This window comes from Paenibacillus sp. LHD-38, assembly GCF_031157315.1.
GTDB lineage: Bacteria > Bacillota > Bacilli > Paenibacillales > Paenibacillaceae > Pristimantibacillus.
Genome location: NZ_JAVIFU010000017.1, coordinates 97,995 through 114,096 on the forward strand (window position 1 = coordinate 97,995; position 16,102 = coordinate 114,096).

Consider the following 16,102-nt stretch of genomic DNA (forward strand, 5'->3'; position numbering starts at 1 on the left):
AGCGGAAGCAGGATTGCGGGAGGTTTATGTTCATTTATATAAAATGAGCCGGACAGAAGCGGCTGGAGACTTATCCATTTGTCGTACCGAAGCCTATAATATTTTGACAAAGGTGTTCCAGAGTCTCGCCTTATTAAATGGTACCTATTTCACCAAAGGCTGGGGAAAGAATAAGGATCAAATTATGCAGCTGACCCTAAAGCCGGCTGAACTTGAAGAGCGCTTGCATAAAATAATGATCTCCCGAGTAACGAATGAAATCAGAGAATTATGTGAAAAGCTCACGCAGGACACACTGGATATCGTGTTAGAAATGAAAGAAGCCTATGCCGAGGCGTCATATCCCGATAGAATGCATGGTTTTTATGAGGAGATCAAAGGAATTTTGGATAAGGTGCGGACCGCATGTGAAACCGAGAACTACGATTTGGCTTTTTTCGGAGCGCTTGCTGCGCAGGACGAGATCGCACGGGCCTTATTTTACGCTGAAAAGGGTTTTTCGGTAAATCTGGGCTTGGAAGGCCAGGCTTTGTATGACCGGTTAGGTTTCCTCGATTTAATCCCGCTGCTTGATCCCTTAGATTTCACGTCGCTTCTGGAAGCGGTCGAACGGCTCGATACGCTTCTGCAAAATCATCTAAAGGAACGAGGCGTGCTCATTCATCGCTTTGAAGGCATCACCTCATTGGCGCAGTTTTTAGAAACGAGATAAATGGGATTTTAGCAAATAAGAAAAGAAGAGGCAGTCAAACACAAGCTTTCCTGTGATTGGCTGCCGCTTTTATTGGGGCTATTCGGATTCATTATGAATGAGTGCCAGGAACGAGTCGATCAGCTCAGGATCAAAATGGTGACCGCACTGTTCTCTGATATATTCAAGGGCACGCTGCTCGGACCACTTTTCTTTGTAAGGACGGATGCTTGTTAACGCATCAAAAACATCAACGACACTTACGATACGGGCCTCTATCGGAATGTCCTCGCCGGCCAGTCGATGCGGATAACCGGTGCCGTCCCATTTTTCATGATGGAGATTGCATCTCCTTATATCTTTTTCTTCGGCAAGACCTTCGTTCCTTGCTCCATAGGCGATTGACACAAAGGACATGCCCGAGCCTCGGTTTGTGAATCCTCGTAAGTAATAATACGCTGCCATACCTGACAGGAATTGCTGGTACACCGCCAAGACAGAACCGATTCGGAATCGCCGTCCTCCTCTTCTCCATTCCTAAAGGCTGATCGGATAAATCGCGATAATTCTGCGGGTTTGCCCCGGTAAAGCGCGGGAGAGCTGATATACAGCTCCTCTTTCGCCCTAGTAACCGCAACATATGCGAGGCGTCTTTCTTCTTCCAGCGCTTCGGCAAGCGCGTCATCGCCAGTCTGGATGGAGCTGCGGTCACTATGTTTATCGGCGGCAAGCGCGGAGCTGTGCGGGAGTATCCCTTCCGAGACGCCAATCACGAATACGACAGGAAATTCGAGTCCCTTGGATTTGTGTATCGACATCAGTGATATCGCGCTGCGGTTATGCTCATGCTTCTGGAGCTGCTGCACGGCAGCATGTTTGTCCGTAATATCATCGATATAGGCTAAAAAAGCCTCGATTGTGTCGTAAGTGCCCGCGGCTGCTTCGAACTCGTCCAGCACTTCCTTTAGCCCTTCTTTATGCTCCGTCATTTCATGACGCTTGCTTGTTTCGAGAAATTGGTCATAAAAGGCTTGGCGCAGCTGCATAATAGCTGCAGCAGGCTTGCTGTCCGTTAATGATTTAATCAGCTTAATGCGTTCTTTGATTTTGTCCTTTTGAAACTCCTTCAGCTGCGGGAATTCAAGCAAATGGATAAGCGGCCATTTTTTTGCCCGCTGCTTATCTTGGTTCCAAATGAAGGCCATTGCTTGCTCGCGATTGACGTAAAGGGAAGGCAACAAGATTTCCAAGGCATCGAAATTTCGCCGATCCTGCGCCAGCCGCAAATGGGCAAGCAGCGGTTTGACGGCCCATTGGTCATAAAAGAGCTGACCGTCGCCGAAGTCGATGAACGGAAGCTCTTTGGTCAGCAGCAGCTCGATAAGCGCCCTGCTGCTGCTCGCTGTACGGAACAAGACCGCGAAGTCTCCATAGGAACGCTTGCCATGGTTAACCTGCTCTGTGATCGTATCCGCGATGAGCTTTGCCTCGTCCTGCGTTGTTTTGAGGCGGGCGTATGCTGGGTTTACACCTTTAGGCTTCACGGCCAGCAAGGTTTTCTCCTTGCGAAGCTTATTGTATTGAATGATGGCATTGCCAAGACCGACGATTGTGCTAGTCGAGCGGTAGTTAATATCGAGAATGTAGGTGGCGGCGCCTGGATATTGATGCTCGAAATTTAAGATATAATCATTTTTTGCACCGTTAAACGAATAAATCGTCTGATCGTCATCGCCTACAACCATCAGGTTGCGATGCTTGTCGGCCAGCATTTGCACGAGTACGTATTGCACCTGATTGGTATCTTGAAACTCATCGATCATGATGTATTGGAACCGTGTTTGAAGCGTTGAAAGCAGGGTCGGGTCTTCCCTAAGCAGCTTATAAGCCTCTAAAAGAAGATCATCGTAATCGAGCTTATCCATGTCTTTCTTCCACTGCTCGTAACGCGTAAACAGCAGCTTGAGCTCACGTTCCTCCGTCGTCGAAGAAGGAAGGTCACTCACATTGATCATTTGCAGTTTAATAGCCGAAAGCTGCGCGAGCAGCGTTTCGGGCTCGTATTCGTTTTGCAGCAGGAGCTCCCGCATGAGCCTTTTGAAAAAGATATGCTTCTGGCCGGTTTCTGCCAGAATACCCTGGCGATAGCCTCGTCCCCTCAGAAGCTGGAGGCAGAAGGAGTGGAAGGTCCGTGCCTCGACGCCGCTTGCCGCTTGCGGATTAACGACTGGCAGTGATCTGATTCGGCTGCGCATTTCATCCGCTGCTTTTTTGGAGAAGGTCATCAGTAAAATATGCTGAGGCCGCACATCTTGCACAGCAAGCAAATACGCGGTCCGGCATACGAGTACCGAGGTCTTGCCCGAGCCGGCTCCCGCTAGGGTTAGAGCGGGCCCATTATGATGACGAACGGCAGCAATTTGCGGCCGGTTAAGGGAGATGCCGTATTGCTCCAGCGCGCGAAAAAAACCGGAGTCCCGCTCATCGGAACCGACAAGCTGACGGCTCGTCTCTGCCTCCGCTTTTGTCGCTAAGGGAACCTCACTGTTTTTAACGCCGATGGGGAATGTATAATAGTTATTGCTCACTACTTCATCACCTTTAGAAAATAATATTCATTTATTATAACAGAACATAAAAAGAATGAGGGATGCCATCATGATAGAATCAGCCAGAAAAGAAGATGTACAAGAAGTTTTGCCATTGCTCCTTGCAGCGATCGGCCACATTGCGTACACATTAGCGGGAACAGATGATTCATTAGAAGCAACGCGAGTCCTTTCAGACTTTTATATACGCGAGGACAATAGGATCAGCTATAAGCATGTGCTCGTTGATCGACGGGAAGACGGGATTGCCGGCATGCTGCTCAGCTATGCAGGGGATGGAGCGGCGGCGCTCGATCTGCCTTTTATTAACCGGGCTGGAAGGAAATCAGGCGCACGCGCCGATGAGACCATTGCCGTAGAAGCGAAGGAAGGGGATTATTATCTGGATTCCATTGCAGTTAATGAACGGTATCAGGGGCAAGGAATCGCCAAAGCGCTGATCAGCGCTTTTGAACAAAAGGGTCTGGAGCAAGGATACAGCAGGCTGTCGCTCATTGTGGAACCGGATAATGCAAGAGCTTATGCGCTGTATAAAAAATTGAATTACATCGAGGACGGCTCGATTCAAGTGAGCGGAAGCCGTTATATTCGAATGATCAAGCAGAAGTAATAGATTCAAAAGTTAATTATGGAATAATAAGGATTCATACGGTAAGATGAGAGAGTTATAGCTGCTATTTATACTAGACTTTCATCGAATCCGGGAGCGTGTTTTCCATGGCCATTGCAAGCTTCAAATCGAAACTAGCGTACAGTTCAGGTAATTTATCAGTAAACCTAATCGCGCAGGCCTTCGCATCATACATCGTTTTTTATTATGTAGACGTGCTGGGCGTAAAGCCCACTCTGATCAGTGCGGCAATGGTTATTCATGGCATCGTGAATGCTGTGTTAAACCCTTTGTTTGGGTATATTTCCGATCGCACAAGAAGTCGCTTTGGCAGACGTGTTCCCTATATGCTGTTTGGCATGGTGCCGCTGGCGGCATTGTTTACGGCGATATGGTTTCCTGTGGGGACGGGGACAGTATTGTTTTGGTATTTTTTAACGATCGTGCTGCTTTTTGATATTTTGTTTGTTATGGTCGTTTTGAATTATTCGGCTTTGTTTCCGGAGATGTTTACGACGATGAAGGAGCGGGCGTCCGTATCCTCATGGCGGCAAATGTTCGGGATCTTGGGGATGATTATTGGCGTGGCGCTGCCGCCGCTCGTTTACGGTAAGCTGGGCTGGGGGCCGATGGGAGCTATTTTTGCAGGCATCGCGCTACTATTCTTGATTATTATGGTGTCAGCCAGCAAAGAGAAGGTCGTAGTTCAGCGAGAACAAATCGGGTTTCTCCAGTCTTTGAAATTTACGTTTTCAAATAAAGCGTTCGTTTTATACGTTATCGGCAGCTTTTTCGTCCAATTCACCTTTGCTATGCTGCCAGCGGCAATCCCTTTCTTTACCAAATACGTGCTTGGTGCCGGAGATGAAAGCAATACGATTTTGTTAGGCGCTATCTTTATTGCAGCAATACCCTGCGTCTACTTATGGGGCAGATTGGTTCAGAAATGGGGAGCGCGCCGAACGGTCATTGCTGCGGTCAGCTTATATGCGCTTGCTATGATTCCATTTGTATTCGTGTCAATCGTTGCGGCGGCGGCCGCGGCGGCTGCGGCGATCGGCATCGGGCTAGCCGGACTGCTCGTTCTGTTGGATGTGCTCTTGTCGGAGATTATTGATGAGGATGAGACGCGGACGAAGGTTCGCAGGGAAGGCATGTACTTTGGCATGAACGGGTTTATCGTCAAATGGGGCGTTTCGCTGCAAGCAGTCGTACTTGGCGTTATTTTAGAGAGCACCGGCTATGTGAAGGATGCCGTACAAGCGGAGACTGCTGTCTGGGGCATCCGTTCGATGCTGAGCATCATCCCGTTTATTGCTTTGCTCATCGCACTGGTTTTCTTTTTTCTTTATCCGATCAGTCAGTCAAACACTACAACAAGAAACGGTGACCTTAAGCAATGATTCGTTTTTATGACTGGATAGAACAAAATAAACTGATCTGTCTGCTGTTTGTAATCGGTACTGCAGCAAGAGTTCTATATGCGGGTTCCATTCCAGGAGGCCTAAATCAGGACGAGGCATCGATCGGTTATGATGCCTATTCCATCCTTCATTATGAAATCGACCGGAACGGCATAACGCTTCCGATTCATTTGATTGCCTGGGGGAGCGGACAAAATGCATTATATGCCTACTTATCCATGCCGTTCATTTACTTATTCGGTTTAACCCCCTTATCCGTTCGTATGGTCAGTATTTTGTTTGGGCTCGTCGGTATGGTGATCTTCTATTTAATCGCGAAGCAGATGTTCAAGAGGGAGTCTGCGGCAGCCGCAGCGGCTTTCTTGATCGTCATTTGCCCATGGCATATTATGATGTCCAGGTGGGCGCTTGAGTCGAACCTTTTTCCTACGCTTGTGCTGCTTGCCGTCTTTTTTTTATTTAAAGCTGTCCGTCAGCCGAGGTGGCTGATTGGTTTTACGATTACGCTTGCCGCCTCGTTGTACGCATACGGTACGGCCTATTTTTTTGTGCCGGTATTTGGGCTTGGCGTTTTGTCGCTGCTCATTGTCACAAAGACATTTAGGCTGCGCGTACTGCTATGGAATAGTGCCGTCCTAATCCTTTTAGCGGCGCCTATTGGCTTGTTTCTTCTTATTAACCGATTCCATATGTCGACGCTGCAATTCCTTTTCTCCATCCCGAAGCTCACTGTGCCCCGTGTAGAGCAGGTATCTACAGCATTCGAAGGCAATGCTTTATCGATGATTGCGCATCATTTCAAACCGTTTTTGAAAATGTATCTTACGCAAACCGACGGTCTGCTTTGGAACGCGATGCCAAAATTCGGTTATATGTATCCGCTGGCATTACCGCTTATCGGGATCGGAATTCTATATGGGATTTATCAAATCATAAAACATTTCCGCGTGGAGACGGCGATTATCGCCATATGGTTCGGAACGGCCCTTCTAATGACGCTAATTACGGATGTGAATATCAATCGCATTAACATTATTTTTTATCCAACCGTATTTTTGACTGCGGCAGGCTTAATGTGGCTGCATAAACAGATCAAATATTCATTCGTTATTGTAGTCGCTGCATTTTCCATCTTTTTCGTTTTTTTCTGCGCGCAATATTTCACTTCGTATTCCAAACAAATAAGTCCGCTTTTTTTTGAATCCTTTGGTGAGGCCGTGCAATATGCTTCGGATGAGACGGAAGGCCGGATTTATGTAACGGATGATGTGATGATGCCTTATATTTTTGTATTGTTCTATGAGAAAATCGATCCGCGGCAATTTCTCGATACGGTCGATTATATAAATCCGGGAGCAGCCTTCCAATTTGTCCGTTCCTTCGGCAGGTATTATTTTGAGCAGCCTCAGCTTAGACCGAATGAGGATGCGGTTTATATTTTTTCGAACAACGCTGCGATACCACCTGAAGATTCTGGTTATAAAATCAAAAAATTTAAGCATTACACGGTTGTGAGCGGTAAAGGGATGCCGACAGCTTCTGCGGTGCATGAATCCTTCCGAAATGGCGGCTTTGAGGAGGACCAGCAGTATTGGTCGTTTACCGCCGGTGCAGGAGTAGGTACGAATCGACCCTTTGGCGGGACAAAACTGATGTACATTGACCCAGGGAGTGGGAATCGCGTTTCGCAGACCTTTGTTAACCCTGAAGCAGGCGAATATATACTTTCTGTCAAAGCCAGCGCAAACGCGGAAGGCGGGATGATCGGGGTTTCCATTAATGGCGTGAGCGTACGGGAGCAGCCAATCCAAATCCATGAGGAATATGAAGAAATCCAGCTGTCTGCTGTGTCAGTAGCTGAGCAGGATACGGTTTCAGTGTATTTTACCGGAGGCACAGGTTGGTTGAATATCGACGATGTGGAATGGACGATTCGGCAGGAATAAGGAATGAAAATGGCTTGAAGCCATTTTCACTCTTCGACCGGTTCGCCGTTAATATAATAGCTGTCCTCACGGTAAGCGTGGAACACGATCTCGATTTCGGGAATGTCCAGCTGCCCCACGTAACGGGTGACGGCTTGCGCGAAGCGGTTTCTGACGGCTTGTCCTCGCTCGAACCAGCCAACCTCAATGAACGCAAAAGCCGGATCACCCGGCTGGCTGCCAAAAACGCTCGTCGTATGCAGACAAGCCATCGTGAAATTATCGGTGCCGCACTCGCAAATCGCGGCAAGCTCTTCGGCAAGCGGCGCGGTGACGGCTTGCAGCCTGTCAGCTGCGACGCCGCGGAATAATAAATGTGGCATATCCGCTACCTCCTGTTTTCTAGAATAAATATCCATAGTAGTATAACAAAAAAAAGCATCGACCGCTTTAGCTCAGCGGCCGATGCTTTTTATTTTTCCTCTTATTCCGTTACTTGGAACGGCTTTAGGAACAGCTTCGGGATGTCGGTTTCAAATCGGACCAGCTTCCCTGTGATGGGATGCGTAAAAGCAAGCACTCGCGCATGCAAGCCAAGCCGGCCGATCGTTCTGGAGCGTGCGCCGTACTTTTTGTCACCAACGATTGGATGGCCGATATCCTCCATATGCACACGAATTTGGTTTTTGCGGCCCGTTTCGAGCTGTACCTCCAGAAGGGAGAAGTTTTTGTTTGCGCGAAGCACCTTGTAGTGAGTAACGGCATGCAGGCCGTCATTCGCGTAGGAGCTTGAATACATTTTGAGCGTCTTGCTTTCCTTCAGCCACGAAGAAATCGTTCCTTTTTCCTTCTTGACGGCACCCTCTACGAGCGCGACATAAATACGCTCCTGGACGGTGTCCTGCCAAGTGTTTTGCAGCTGCTGCTGGACGGCCTCGCTCTTCGCAAACATCATGACACCGGAGGTATCGCGATCTAACCGGTGCACGACGAAGATTCTGTTTTTCGAATTTTCAAGCCGTACATGAGCCGTTAGCTGACGGTAGGCGGTAATTTCATTTTCGGGTGCGGCGTCTGAAGAAATGGAAAGCAGCCCGGCTTCTTTCTTAATGACAATGATGTGCTCATCCTCAAATAGGATGGCGAGTCCTTCCAGCGGCAGCTTTTCTTGCGGCCGTTCTTTGCCTACCGTAACGGTCTGGCCCGGCTGAAGCAAATAATTGTATGCCGTTGTTGATTTACCGCCCACGGATACTTGTCCATGCGCCAGTATCGATTTGACGACGTTTCGTCCGGCGCCGGATATATTTTTTATTAGAAAAGGAAGCAGCTCTATCGGTTCAGTAACCGGATAGGACTTGCTCTTGTCTGCTTGTTTTTGAGGAGCTCCCCGCTTTTTTCCTCTGTGCATGCTAAAAAACCTCCTAGATTCAATGCTCCTACTATACCATGATTGAAGGCTGCAGTTCTAATCTTCTATTTATCGACCTTGTGCTCTCTATCAATGCCCGTTTGATAGACAAATCATGAAGTAGAATGGTAGGATTGTTGATAGATATACCATATGGTGAAAATGGAAAAGGTTGGAGGAATAATCGCGTGAAAACAAAACTTATTCAGTCCTTGCTTAGTCCCTTGCTCATAGCAGGCTTATTGCTTGCTCCATTGCCAGGGCTCAGCAACAGTTCCGTAGCGGCAGCTAGCGTTACGAACAAAGCGGTTGCCTCCTCAGTTAAGCAATTACAGGTTATCGTAGACGGCAAGAAGCTTTCCCTTTCGGCTGCCGCTTATGCAGAGAAGGGCGTTACTTTCGTACCTATGCGCGACATTTTTACGGCACTTGGCGCTTCGGTTACTTGGGAGGGCAAGACAGGAACGATTATTGGACGTAAAGGCTATTTATCGATTTCTCTTCAAGTAGGCAACAAAACAGCAGTCATTAACGGCAGTACGGTGAAGCTCGATGCTCCGGCAATCGTCCGCAAGGGCGTAACGTTTGTACCCGCGCGCTTTATAGCTGAATCTCTTAATGCAACGGTGAAATGGGATAAAGCTGCAAACGCAGTTCGGATTACATCCCAAGAAGCTGCTGAAAATGCAGATTACGAGGAATGGCTTGAGCAGCAGAAAAATTTGCCAACCTTTACGAGCAAAGAGATTGTAGATAAATTCGATGAAAGCGTCGTGTTGATCATGACGAATCGCGCGCAAGGCAGCGGCGTGGTCATTGGAGAAAATCTGATTCTAACGAATCATCATGTGATCGCGGATGCAGCATCAGCCACGGCGCTGACGATCAATGGCGAAGAGCTGAAAATAACCGGTGTCGTCAACTACGACGAGGATGCGGATCTTGCTATCGTTAAAACAGCCGAGCCCATCGATATAGCTCCTGTAACTTTAGGCTACGGATTAAATTCTTACAAAGGCGGCAAGGTCGTTGCCATTGGCAGCCCGCTTGGCCTGCAAAATACGGTTTCCGACGGCTTGATCAGCAATATTACATACCAAGACGGTATAAGATACATTCAGACAAGCGCTCCAATCGATCATGGAAGCTCAGGCGGTGCATTGTTCAACGAATACGGTGATCTTATCGGCATTACGACGTTGGGGTACTCAGGTACAAACGCCGACCTAAACTTCGCCGTTTCCATCATTCACGCGGCTAGCCTGAACAGCGAAGTGACAGACAAACTGGTTGCAAACGCGGCATTTTTACCGTCCAGTCTGCCGGCTACATTAGTGGGCGCACCTCTGACAGATATCGAGAAGCTACTCAAGGATCAATATGGTTTGCTTTCAACGACGGAAGGCGAGGCTGCCTTCACGAAATGGGAGGCAAAACGTGATTCCTCCGGCTGGCTGGTGCTTACCGCGGAAATAGATCCTTTGTTCTATATGTACTATGGGGCAGCAACATCGCAGGAGCTTCGCCTTTGGGCGATTAACATGGGATATGAGTTCCATTCCATGCTGCCTGACGACAAGATCCAAGTCGTCATTTCCTACCAGCGCGATTACGGATTTGAACCGCGTGGCTTTGCCGCAGGAGAGGTTTCCGCCCTTAGCGGCGACAAATGGCGGGTTCGTTTCCCTGTAATCGATATGCAGCTGAAAAATGAGCTTTTTATTAAAGTGAGAGTGTAAGTGATGCGAGGCATCCTAACCGCAAGACGCGGAAAGGGGTGCCTCTTCTTTTTTTCTTCTTTTTTCGGTACAATAGAAGGCATCTTGCTAAATGCGCAATGAGATGTTGGCGTTACGCAGAATACGCAAATGCTTAAGTTAGAGAGGTTATGCTATGAAAGTGGTACTGTCCACCTTAAATGCTAAGTTTATACACACATCGCTTGCGCTGCGCTGCTTAAAGGCGTTCAGCGGCGATAGATTCGATATCGATATTGCAGAGTACACTATTAAAGATCCGGTCATGAACATCGTATCGGATATTTTTTCGCGAAAGCCTGATGTCGTTGGGTTCTCCTGTTATATTTGGAACATCGAAGAAACGATTACGGTCATTAATATGCTGCGAAAAATCATGCCGGAAATTAAGATCATTCTCGGCGGTCCTGAGGTCAGCTATGATATGGACTATTGGATGGAGCGCGTGCAAGAGGTTGACTTTATCGTAGTCGGGGAAGGCGAAGAAACCTTCCACCATTTGCTTACAGAGATTGAAGGCGACGGCAAATACCATATGGTATTCGGTGTTACCTACCGGAAGCAGCGCGAGGATCGTGTGGAAGTGCTAATTAATCCGCCGCGTCCGAAATTGAACTTGAATGAGCTGCCTTCCCCGCATCGCTTTGAGGAGGATATTCCTCATTTGGGGAGCCGCGTCGTTTATTTCGAGACAAGCCGCGGCTGTCCGTTCAGCTGCCAATTTTGTTTATCCAGTATCGAAGTTGGCGTTCGTTATTATGATATGGAGCGGACGAAGGCGGATATTTTGTATTTAATCGAAAAAGGCGCGAAGCTCATTAAGTTCGTCGACCGCACCTTTAATATCAAACGGGATTATGCACTCGAAATTTTTGAGTTTTTGATCAAAAACCATCAAGGCTGCGTTTTCCAATTTGAAATTACGGCTGACATCATGCGCCCTGAGGTGCTCGACTATTTGGCCGAGCATGCGCCTCCAGGCATCTTCCGCTTCGAGATCGGCGTGCAATCGACCAATGATCCAACAAATGAAGCGGTTCAGCGCCGGCAAAATTGGATGAAGCTTGTTCGTACCGTCATGAAGGTGAAAAATTCGCAAAAGATCGATCAGCATCTCGATTTGATTGCCGGACTGCCGCTTGAAAATTACGATACGTTCCGCGGAACGTTTAATGACGTATTCGAGCTTCGTCCCGAGGAGCTTCAGCTGGGCTTTCTCAAAATGCTGCGCGGTACCGGATTGCGCCGCGAAGCGGATAAATGGGGCTACATTTATATGGATAGATCGCCGTATGAGATGCTTGGAAATGATCTCATGCCATTCGGCGATATCGTTCGCATCAAACGGGTAGAGGATGTACTCGAGAAATACTGGAATGCGCACCGGATGGACCATACGCTTCTTTATTTGGTCGATCGTGTTTTCCCATCGCCTTTCGACTTCTTCCAAGCGTTCGGCGATTTCTGGGAGCGCAGCGGCTGGCAAAAGATCGGTCATCAGCTTGAGGATCTGTACTCGCGGCTTTGGGCGTTCCTTGAATCGCTGCCACTGTCCGGGAAGAAGGCTGTCGGATCATTGCCGTCACCGCAAGAGGATTCAGAGAAAGTTTCTTTTACCTTTGACGAAGTGCTCGCGATCGCCGGATCTCGGCTTGATTCCGATGTTGTGCTTGGGCTCATGAAATATGATTATTTCCTTAATCACAATTATAAGCCGCGTAAAACCTGGTGGGAGTTTACGATGGACAAGTCCGTATGGAGCGGCTGGATGCGCCGCTTAGCGGAACGCCCAGAGGATGTATCCCCTGAGTTCGCCGCTTTAGGTTTCGGCGAGAAAGAGCTTCATAAGCATGCCGTTATCGAGAAGCTGCCATTTGATCTCGCCGAATTCCTAGCATCGGGAGAGGTCAACCGGGAGCGCCATACGCTGCTCGTCGTACTTTATGCCCTCGAGGCGGGCAGCAGCAAGCCGAAGCCGCGTCCGTTCACGTTAAGCGTGGAGGCTGAGCAGAAAGCGCTGCAAAGCTAGTCTATAATTTTAATTTGGCAAAATAAAAAAAGAACCGCCGGCCCCGTTTTGAAAGGGGTGGCGGTTCTTTTCTATATATAAGAATTTATAAGTTTTCACTTATAAACGTGCTTATATATCTCCGCGAAACGAGCTATTGCCGCCAAAGGACGGCTGCAGCCGTTTACGCTTGAAATATATAAGAAAGTATAAATTTTAATCTTATACAATGCTTATATTTCATCACGAAACGAGCTTCTGCCGCTATAGACGGCGTCAGCCGTTTACGCTTGAAATATAAGAAAGTATAAATTTTAACCTTATACAATGCTTATATTTCATCGCGAAACGAGCTTCTGCCGCTATAGACGGCGTCAGCCGTTTACGCTTGTGGGAAGAGATTTAGACGGAAGCAGGTACGATGCTGCGGAGAACCGTCATGCTGCCTGTAAGCTCGTAATCACCGAGGTTAGCAGGAAGGAGGAAGCATTCGCCGGCTTTGACGGATTGCTCGCCGTCTGCCCATTTCAATTGGCCTTCACCTTCCGCGATAACCAGGATTACGAAGCTTTCGAGTGAAGTCGACAGCTTCCAAGGGGCCGACACAATCCCTTTCTCTACGATAAAGTAAGGGGAGGTAGCGATTGTCAGCCACTCTCCAGCCGCGGCATTATCCGTTTTCATGCGCTGTGCGCCAGCGCCTTCATAGGCGATAACATTAAGGGAATCTTCGATATGCAGCTCGCGCAATTGCCCGTCAAGGCCAGGGCGATCATAATCATGCAAACGGTAAGTCGTATCCGAGTTTTGCTGAATCTCGGCAACTACGACGCCGGAGCAGAGTGCGTGAACAGTTCCTGCAGGGATGTAGAACGCATCGCCGGCTTCAACGGATACTTCTTGCAGCGTATCCATAATGCGGCCTTCCGCGATTGCGGCTTCCATGGCTGCGCGGTCAACGCCGTCTTTTAGGCCATAGATGATTTTTGCGCCGGGCTTCGCATCGAGAATATACCACATTTCTGTCTTGCCGAGCTCGCCGGCAGGCAGACCTTCATATACATCCGTTGGATGTACTTGAATGGATAGGTCATCATTGCAGTCCAGCAGCTTGATAAGCAGCGGGAAACGCCCGTTTTTCTCGGAGAAGCCTTGAGTGCCGAACCAAACCGGTCCATAGGTCTCCCGAATTTGATCTAGGCCGACGCCTGTAAGCTCGCCATTCATAACTTTGGTTGTTCCATTCGGGTGATCACCGATCATCCAGCCTTCGCCAATCGAACCATCTGGCAGCTCAAGTCCAAAGCCTTCCAGTGCGCGTCCGCCCCATATACGCTCTTTCATTTCCGGCTTAAATTGCAATGGATAAGGTTTTACTGTCATTATTCATCTCTCCCATGTCTGTATGTATGGTTTTTATTGTTATACCACACTAGATAATAGCGCCCTTTTGTTCCGGAATCTAGTAACCAATTACCTAACCGCCGCCTGGCGTTTTTCAATCGCTATTAAATAAGGGGCCGTTGCTCGCTGCAACTGCCGATAAATAACTGCCTGTGCTAGGACTTGGGGCAGCTGAGCTGCCCAGTTCTCTACGCAAGCGGCTTCCTCCGCGCCCCCGGGATGCCCAGGATACAAGACGCAAGTCACAATGCCGCCTGGTCGCAGCAAACTGATTGCTGCATCAAGCGCGGCAAGTGTCGAAGCCGTCTCGGTGATGATCGTAAGATCACTGCTTCCAGGCAAATAACCAAGATTGAACATAACGGTTGAGACTTGTCCAATGGCTGATCGGTCAACAGCCTCGGCCATCCTTGCATGGCTCTCAAGCATAAGCCTCATTTCAGGAAGCTTATTTTCTTCCGCGAGAGAGGAGAGACGCTCATGCGTGCGATCGAGCGCTTCCTGTTGGATATCGAAGGCGTATACGGTGCCTTTGGACCCAACCAGTTCAGCCAGCATTAGTGTATCGACGCCGCCTCCAGCAGTGGCGTCAATGACGATATCGCCGGGCGTGGTGCGTTCGGCAATCCACTTATGGGCCATGCTTAAAACGGATAGAAACCCCATTCGTTACCTCCTTTTGCCGCCTTTGGAGCGAGAGGCTTATTTATATGCTCCATCGTACCTAACCCTCCGGCTGCCAAAGCTTGCCCTGCCAAGTATTCCGGCGTTTCAGCTCATCGTCGAAAGCATTAAGCACTACCCATTTGTTCATGCTCCACATCGGGCCAATCAGCAAATCGCGCGGCGCATCGCCAGTAAGCCGGTGGACGATCATTTCGGGCGGAAGAAACTCCAGTGTATCGACAATTAGTTTCACATATTCATCCTGCTCCAAAAATTGCAGCAGACCGGCTTCATACTGACGGACCATCGGCGTCTTGCGCATGAGGTGAAGCAAGTGAATCTTGATGCCTTGGACATCCATCTTCGCCACGGCGCGGCCGGTATCAAGCATCATTTCATGCGTTTCCTGCGGAAGGCCGTAAATGATATGCGCGCAAACCCGTATCCCGCGCGCACGAAGTCGCTGCACCGCATCCAAATAGCACGCAGTGTCATGTGCCCGGTTAATAAGCTCTGAAGTGGATTCATGCACGGTCTGCAGACCCATTTCTACCCAAAGATAGGTGCGTTCATTCAGCTCAGCCAAATAATCGACAACGTCATCAGGCAAGCAATCGGGGCGTGTTGCAATCGATAGGCCAACAACGCCAGGCTGCTGTAAAATAATCTCATAGTACTCGCGCAGCTCTTCAACAGGCGCATACGTATTCGTATAAGCTTGGAAGTAACCGATGTATTGCGCATCCGGCCACTTCTGATGTTGGCGGTCGCGTATGTTATTGAACTGAGTAACCAGATCATCCCGCCGGCTTCCCGCGAAATCGCCTGATCCGCGCGCACTGCAAAACGTGCAGCCGCCTTTAGCGATAGAGCCGTCCCGATTCGGGCAGGTGAAGCCCGCATCCAGCATGACTTTGAATACCTTGCCGCCAAACTGCTTCCGCATCTCGTAATTCCATGTATGAAATCGTTTATCGCCCCAGAGCATTGGCTGCTGCGGAGATCTGTGTAATTCAATCATCGTTTTCCCCTTTTTCAAGACTTACACCCTCTATTTTAACGAAAAACGAGTGGAAAAGCCACGTTTGATCCAGGAAGGGTTATAGAACGTTCGGAAACCGCTTTATTTGGAAATTATTTTTGAAATGGTTCATTTTGGGCTTGCATAACCTTACATGAAGTGTTATATTAAAAGTGCGACAAAACAACAAATAAACCTGACATAGCCCAATTGAACCTGCATTCATGAAACGTCGATTAAATGGAAATACTCTTACAATAAATCGATGAGGTGATTAGAGATGAATAACATGTCCAAAATTCCACACGGCGACGACACCGTTACTGTCGAACTAACTGTTAAAGAATTGATGGCGCTTACGGGTGTCCGTTTTCACAATAACCATGGCGTAGAAATTTCCGCTCGCAAGAAGCTTAATGAAGTGCTGTTTGAAACTTATGAACGTGATCAGCAAGAAAATGCCCCGATCCCGTATCAGCTTCTGCTGTAAGAACATAGAAGAAACTGAACAAGAGGAAAGCCGCGTCGCCAATAACTGGCCGCGGCTTTTTTTTCTATAATAAGATCGTTGCTCAT

General features: G+C 48.4%; 14 protein-coding genes. 7 read left to right on the top strand and 7 right to left on the bottom strand.

The genetic code is table 11. The features are described from left to right. Positions 1-13: 13 nt before the first annotated feature. Positions 14-712, top strand: a complete 699-nt coding sequence (locus RCO25_RS16385; protein WP_308997213.1) for a hypothetical protein — start codon at positions 14-16, stop codon at positions 710-712. Positions 713-790: 78 nt separating this feature from the next. On the opposite strand, the gene RCO25_RS16390 is transcribed toward RCO25_RS16385, so the two are convergent. Beyond that, entirely contained in the window at positions 791-1,108 is a 318-nt protein-coding gene (locus RCO25_RS16390; protein ID WP_308997214.1) for an HD-GYP domain-containing protein, read from the bottom strand. Then, the gene (locus RCO25_RS16395) at positions 1,045-3,279 is read right to left on the bottom strand and encodes a UvrD-helicase domain-containing protein (protein WP_308997215.1); all 2,235 of its coding nucleotides are present in this window, start codon (positions 3,277-3,279) and stop codon (positions 1,045-1,047) included. The genes RCO25_RS16390 and RCO25_RS16395 overlap by 64 nt, the downstream gene beginning before the upstream one ends. Positions 3,280-3,349: 70 nt before the next feature. Here RCO25_RS16395 and RCO25_RS16400 point away from each other — a divergent pair, with 70 nt between their 5' ends. From RCO25_RS16400 to RCO25_RS16410, 3 genes are all read left to right on the top strand, one after another. Continuing rightward, positions 3,350-3,910: a GNAT family N-acetyltransferase gene (locus tag RCO25_RS16400; RefSeq protein WP_308997216.1), complete on the top strand. Its 561-nt coding sequence runs from the start codon at positions 3,350-3,352 to the stop codon at positions 3,908-3,910. Between the two features lie 107 nt (positions 3,911-4,017). Beyond that, positions 4,018-5,313 (top strand): MFS transporter, encoded by a 1,296-nt coding sequence (locus tag RCO25_RS16405; protein WP_308997217.1) that lies wholly within the window; start codon positions 4,018-4,020, stop codon positions 5,311-5,313. Continuing rightward, positions 5,310-7,280: a glycosyltransferase family 39 protein gene (locus RCO25_RS16410; protein ID WP_308997218.1), complete on the top strand. Its 1,971-nt coding sequence runs from the start codon at positions 5,310-5,312 to the stop codon at positions 7,278-7,280. The genes RCO25_RS16405 and RCO25_RS16410 overlap by 4 nt, the downstream gene beginning before the upstream one ends. A 26-nt stretch (positions 7,281-7,306) precedes the next feature. Here RCO25_RS16410 and RCO25_RS16415 read toward each other — a convergent pair whose 3' ends face one another. Continuing rightward, on the bottom strand, positions 7,307-7,642 hold the full coding sequence (locus RCO25_RS16415; protein ID WP_308997219.1) for a DUF1904 family protein: 336 nt from the start codon (positions 7,640-7,642) through the stop codon (positions 7,307-7,309). A gap of 101 nt (positions 7,643-7,743) precedes the next feature. Beyond that, complete coding sequence (locus RCO25_RS16420; RefSeq protein ID WP_308997220.1) at positions 7,744-8,670, bottom strand: RluA family pseudouridine synthase; 927 nt, start codon at positions 8,668-8,670, stop codon at positions 7,744-7,746. Between the two features lie 188 nt (positions 8,671-8,858). Between RCO25_RS16420 and RCO25_RS16425 the strand changes: the two genes are divergently transcribed. Further along, entirely contained in the window at positions 8,859-10,409 is a 1,551-nt protein-coding gene (locus tag RCO25_RS16425) for a stalk domain-containing protein (protein ID WP_308997221.1), read from the top strand. Positions 10,410-10,563: 154 nt separating this feature from the next. Next, entirely contained in the window at positions 10,564-12,456 is a 1,893-nt protein-coding gene (locus RCO25_RS16430; RefSeq protein WP_308997222.1) for a B12-binding domain-containing radical SAM protein, read from the top strand. 381 nt (positions 12,457-12,837) lie between these two features. Here RCO25_RS16430 and RCO25_RS16435 read toward each other — a convergent pair whose 3' ends face one another. From RCO25_RS16435 to mnmL, 3 genes are all read right to left on the bottom strand, one after another. After that, complete coding sequence (locus RCO25_RS16435) at positions 12,838-13,818, bottom strand: type I phosphomannose isomerase catalytic subunit (RefSeq protein WP_308997223.1); 981 nt, start codon at positions 13,816-13,818, stop codon at positions 12,838-12,840. Positions 13,819-13,908: 90 nt separating this feature from the next. After that, the gene (gene mnmM, locus RCO25_RS16440; RefSeq protein WP_308997224.1) at positions 13,909-14,505 is read right to left on the bottom strand and encodes a tRNA 5-(aminomethyl)-2-thiouridylate-methyltransferase MnmM; all 597 of its coding nucleotides are present in this window, start codon (positions 14,503-14,505) and stop codon (positions 13,909-13,911) included. 58 nt (positions 14,506-14,563) lie between these two features. Further along, on the bottom strand, positions 14,564-15,526 hold the full coding sequence (mnmL, locus tag RCO25_RS16445) for a tRNA modification radical SAM protein MnmL/YtqA (RefSeq protein WP_308997225.1): 963 nt from the start codon (positions 15,524-15,526) through the stop codon (positions 14,564-14,566). 280 nt (positions 15,527-15,806) lie between these two features. Between mnmL and RCO25_RS16450 the strand changes: the two genes are divergently transcribed. Continuing rightward, positions 15,807-16,016 (top strand): hypothetical protein, encoded by a 210-nt coding sequence (locus RCO25_RS16450; RefSeq protein WP_308997226.1) that lies wholly within the window; start codon positions 15,807-15,809, stop codon positions 16,014-16,016. Positions 16,017-16,102 lie beyond the last annotated feature (86 nt).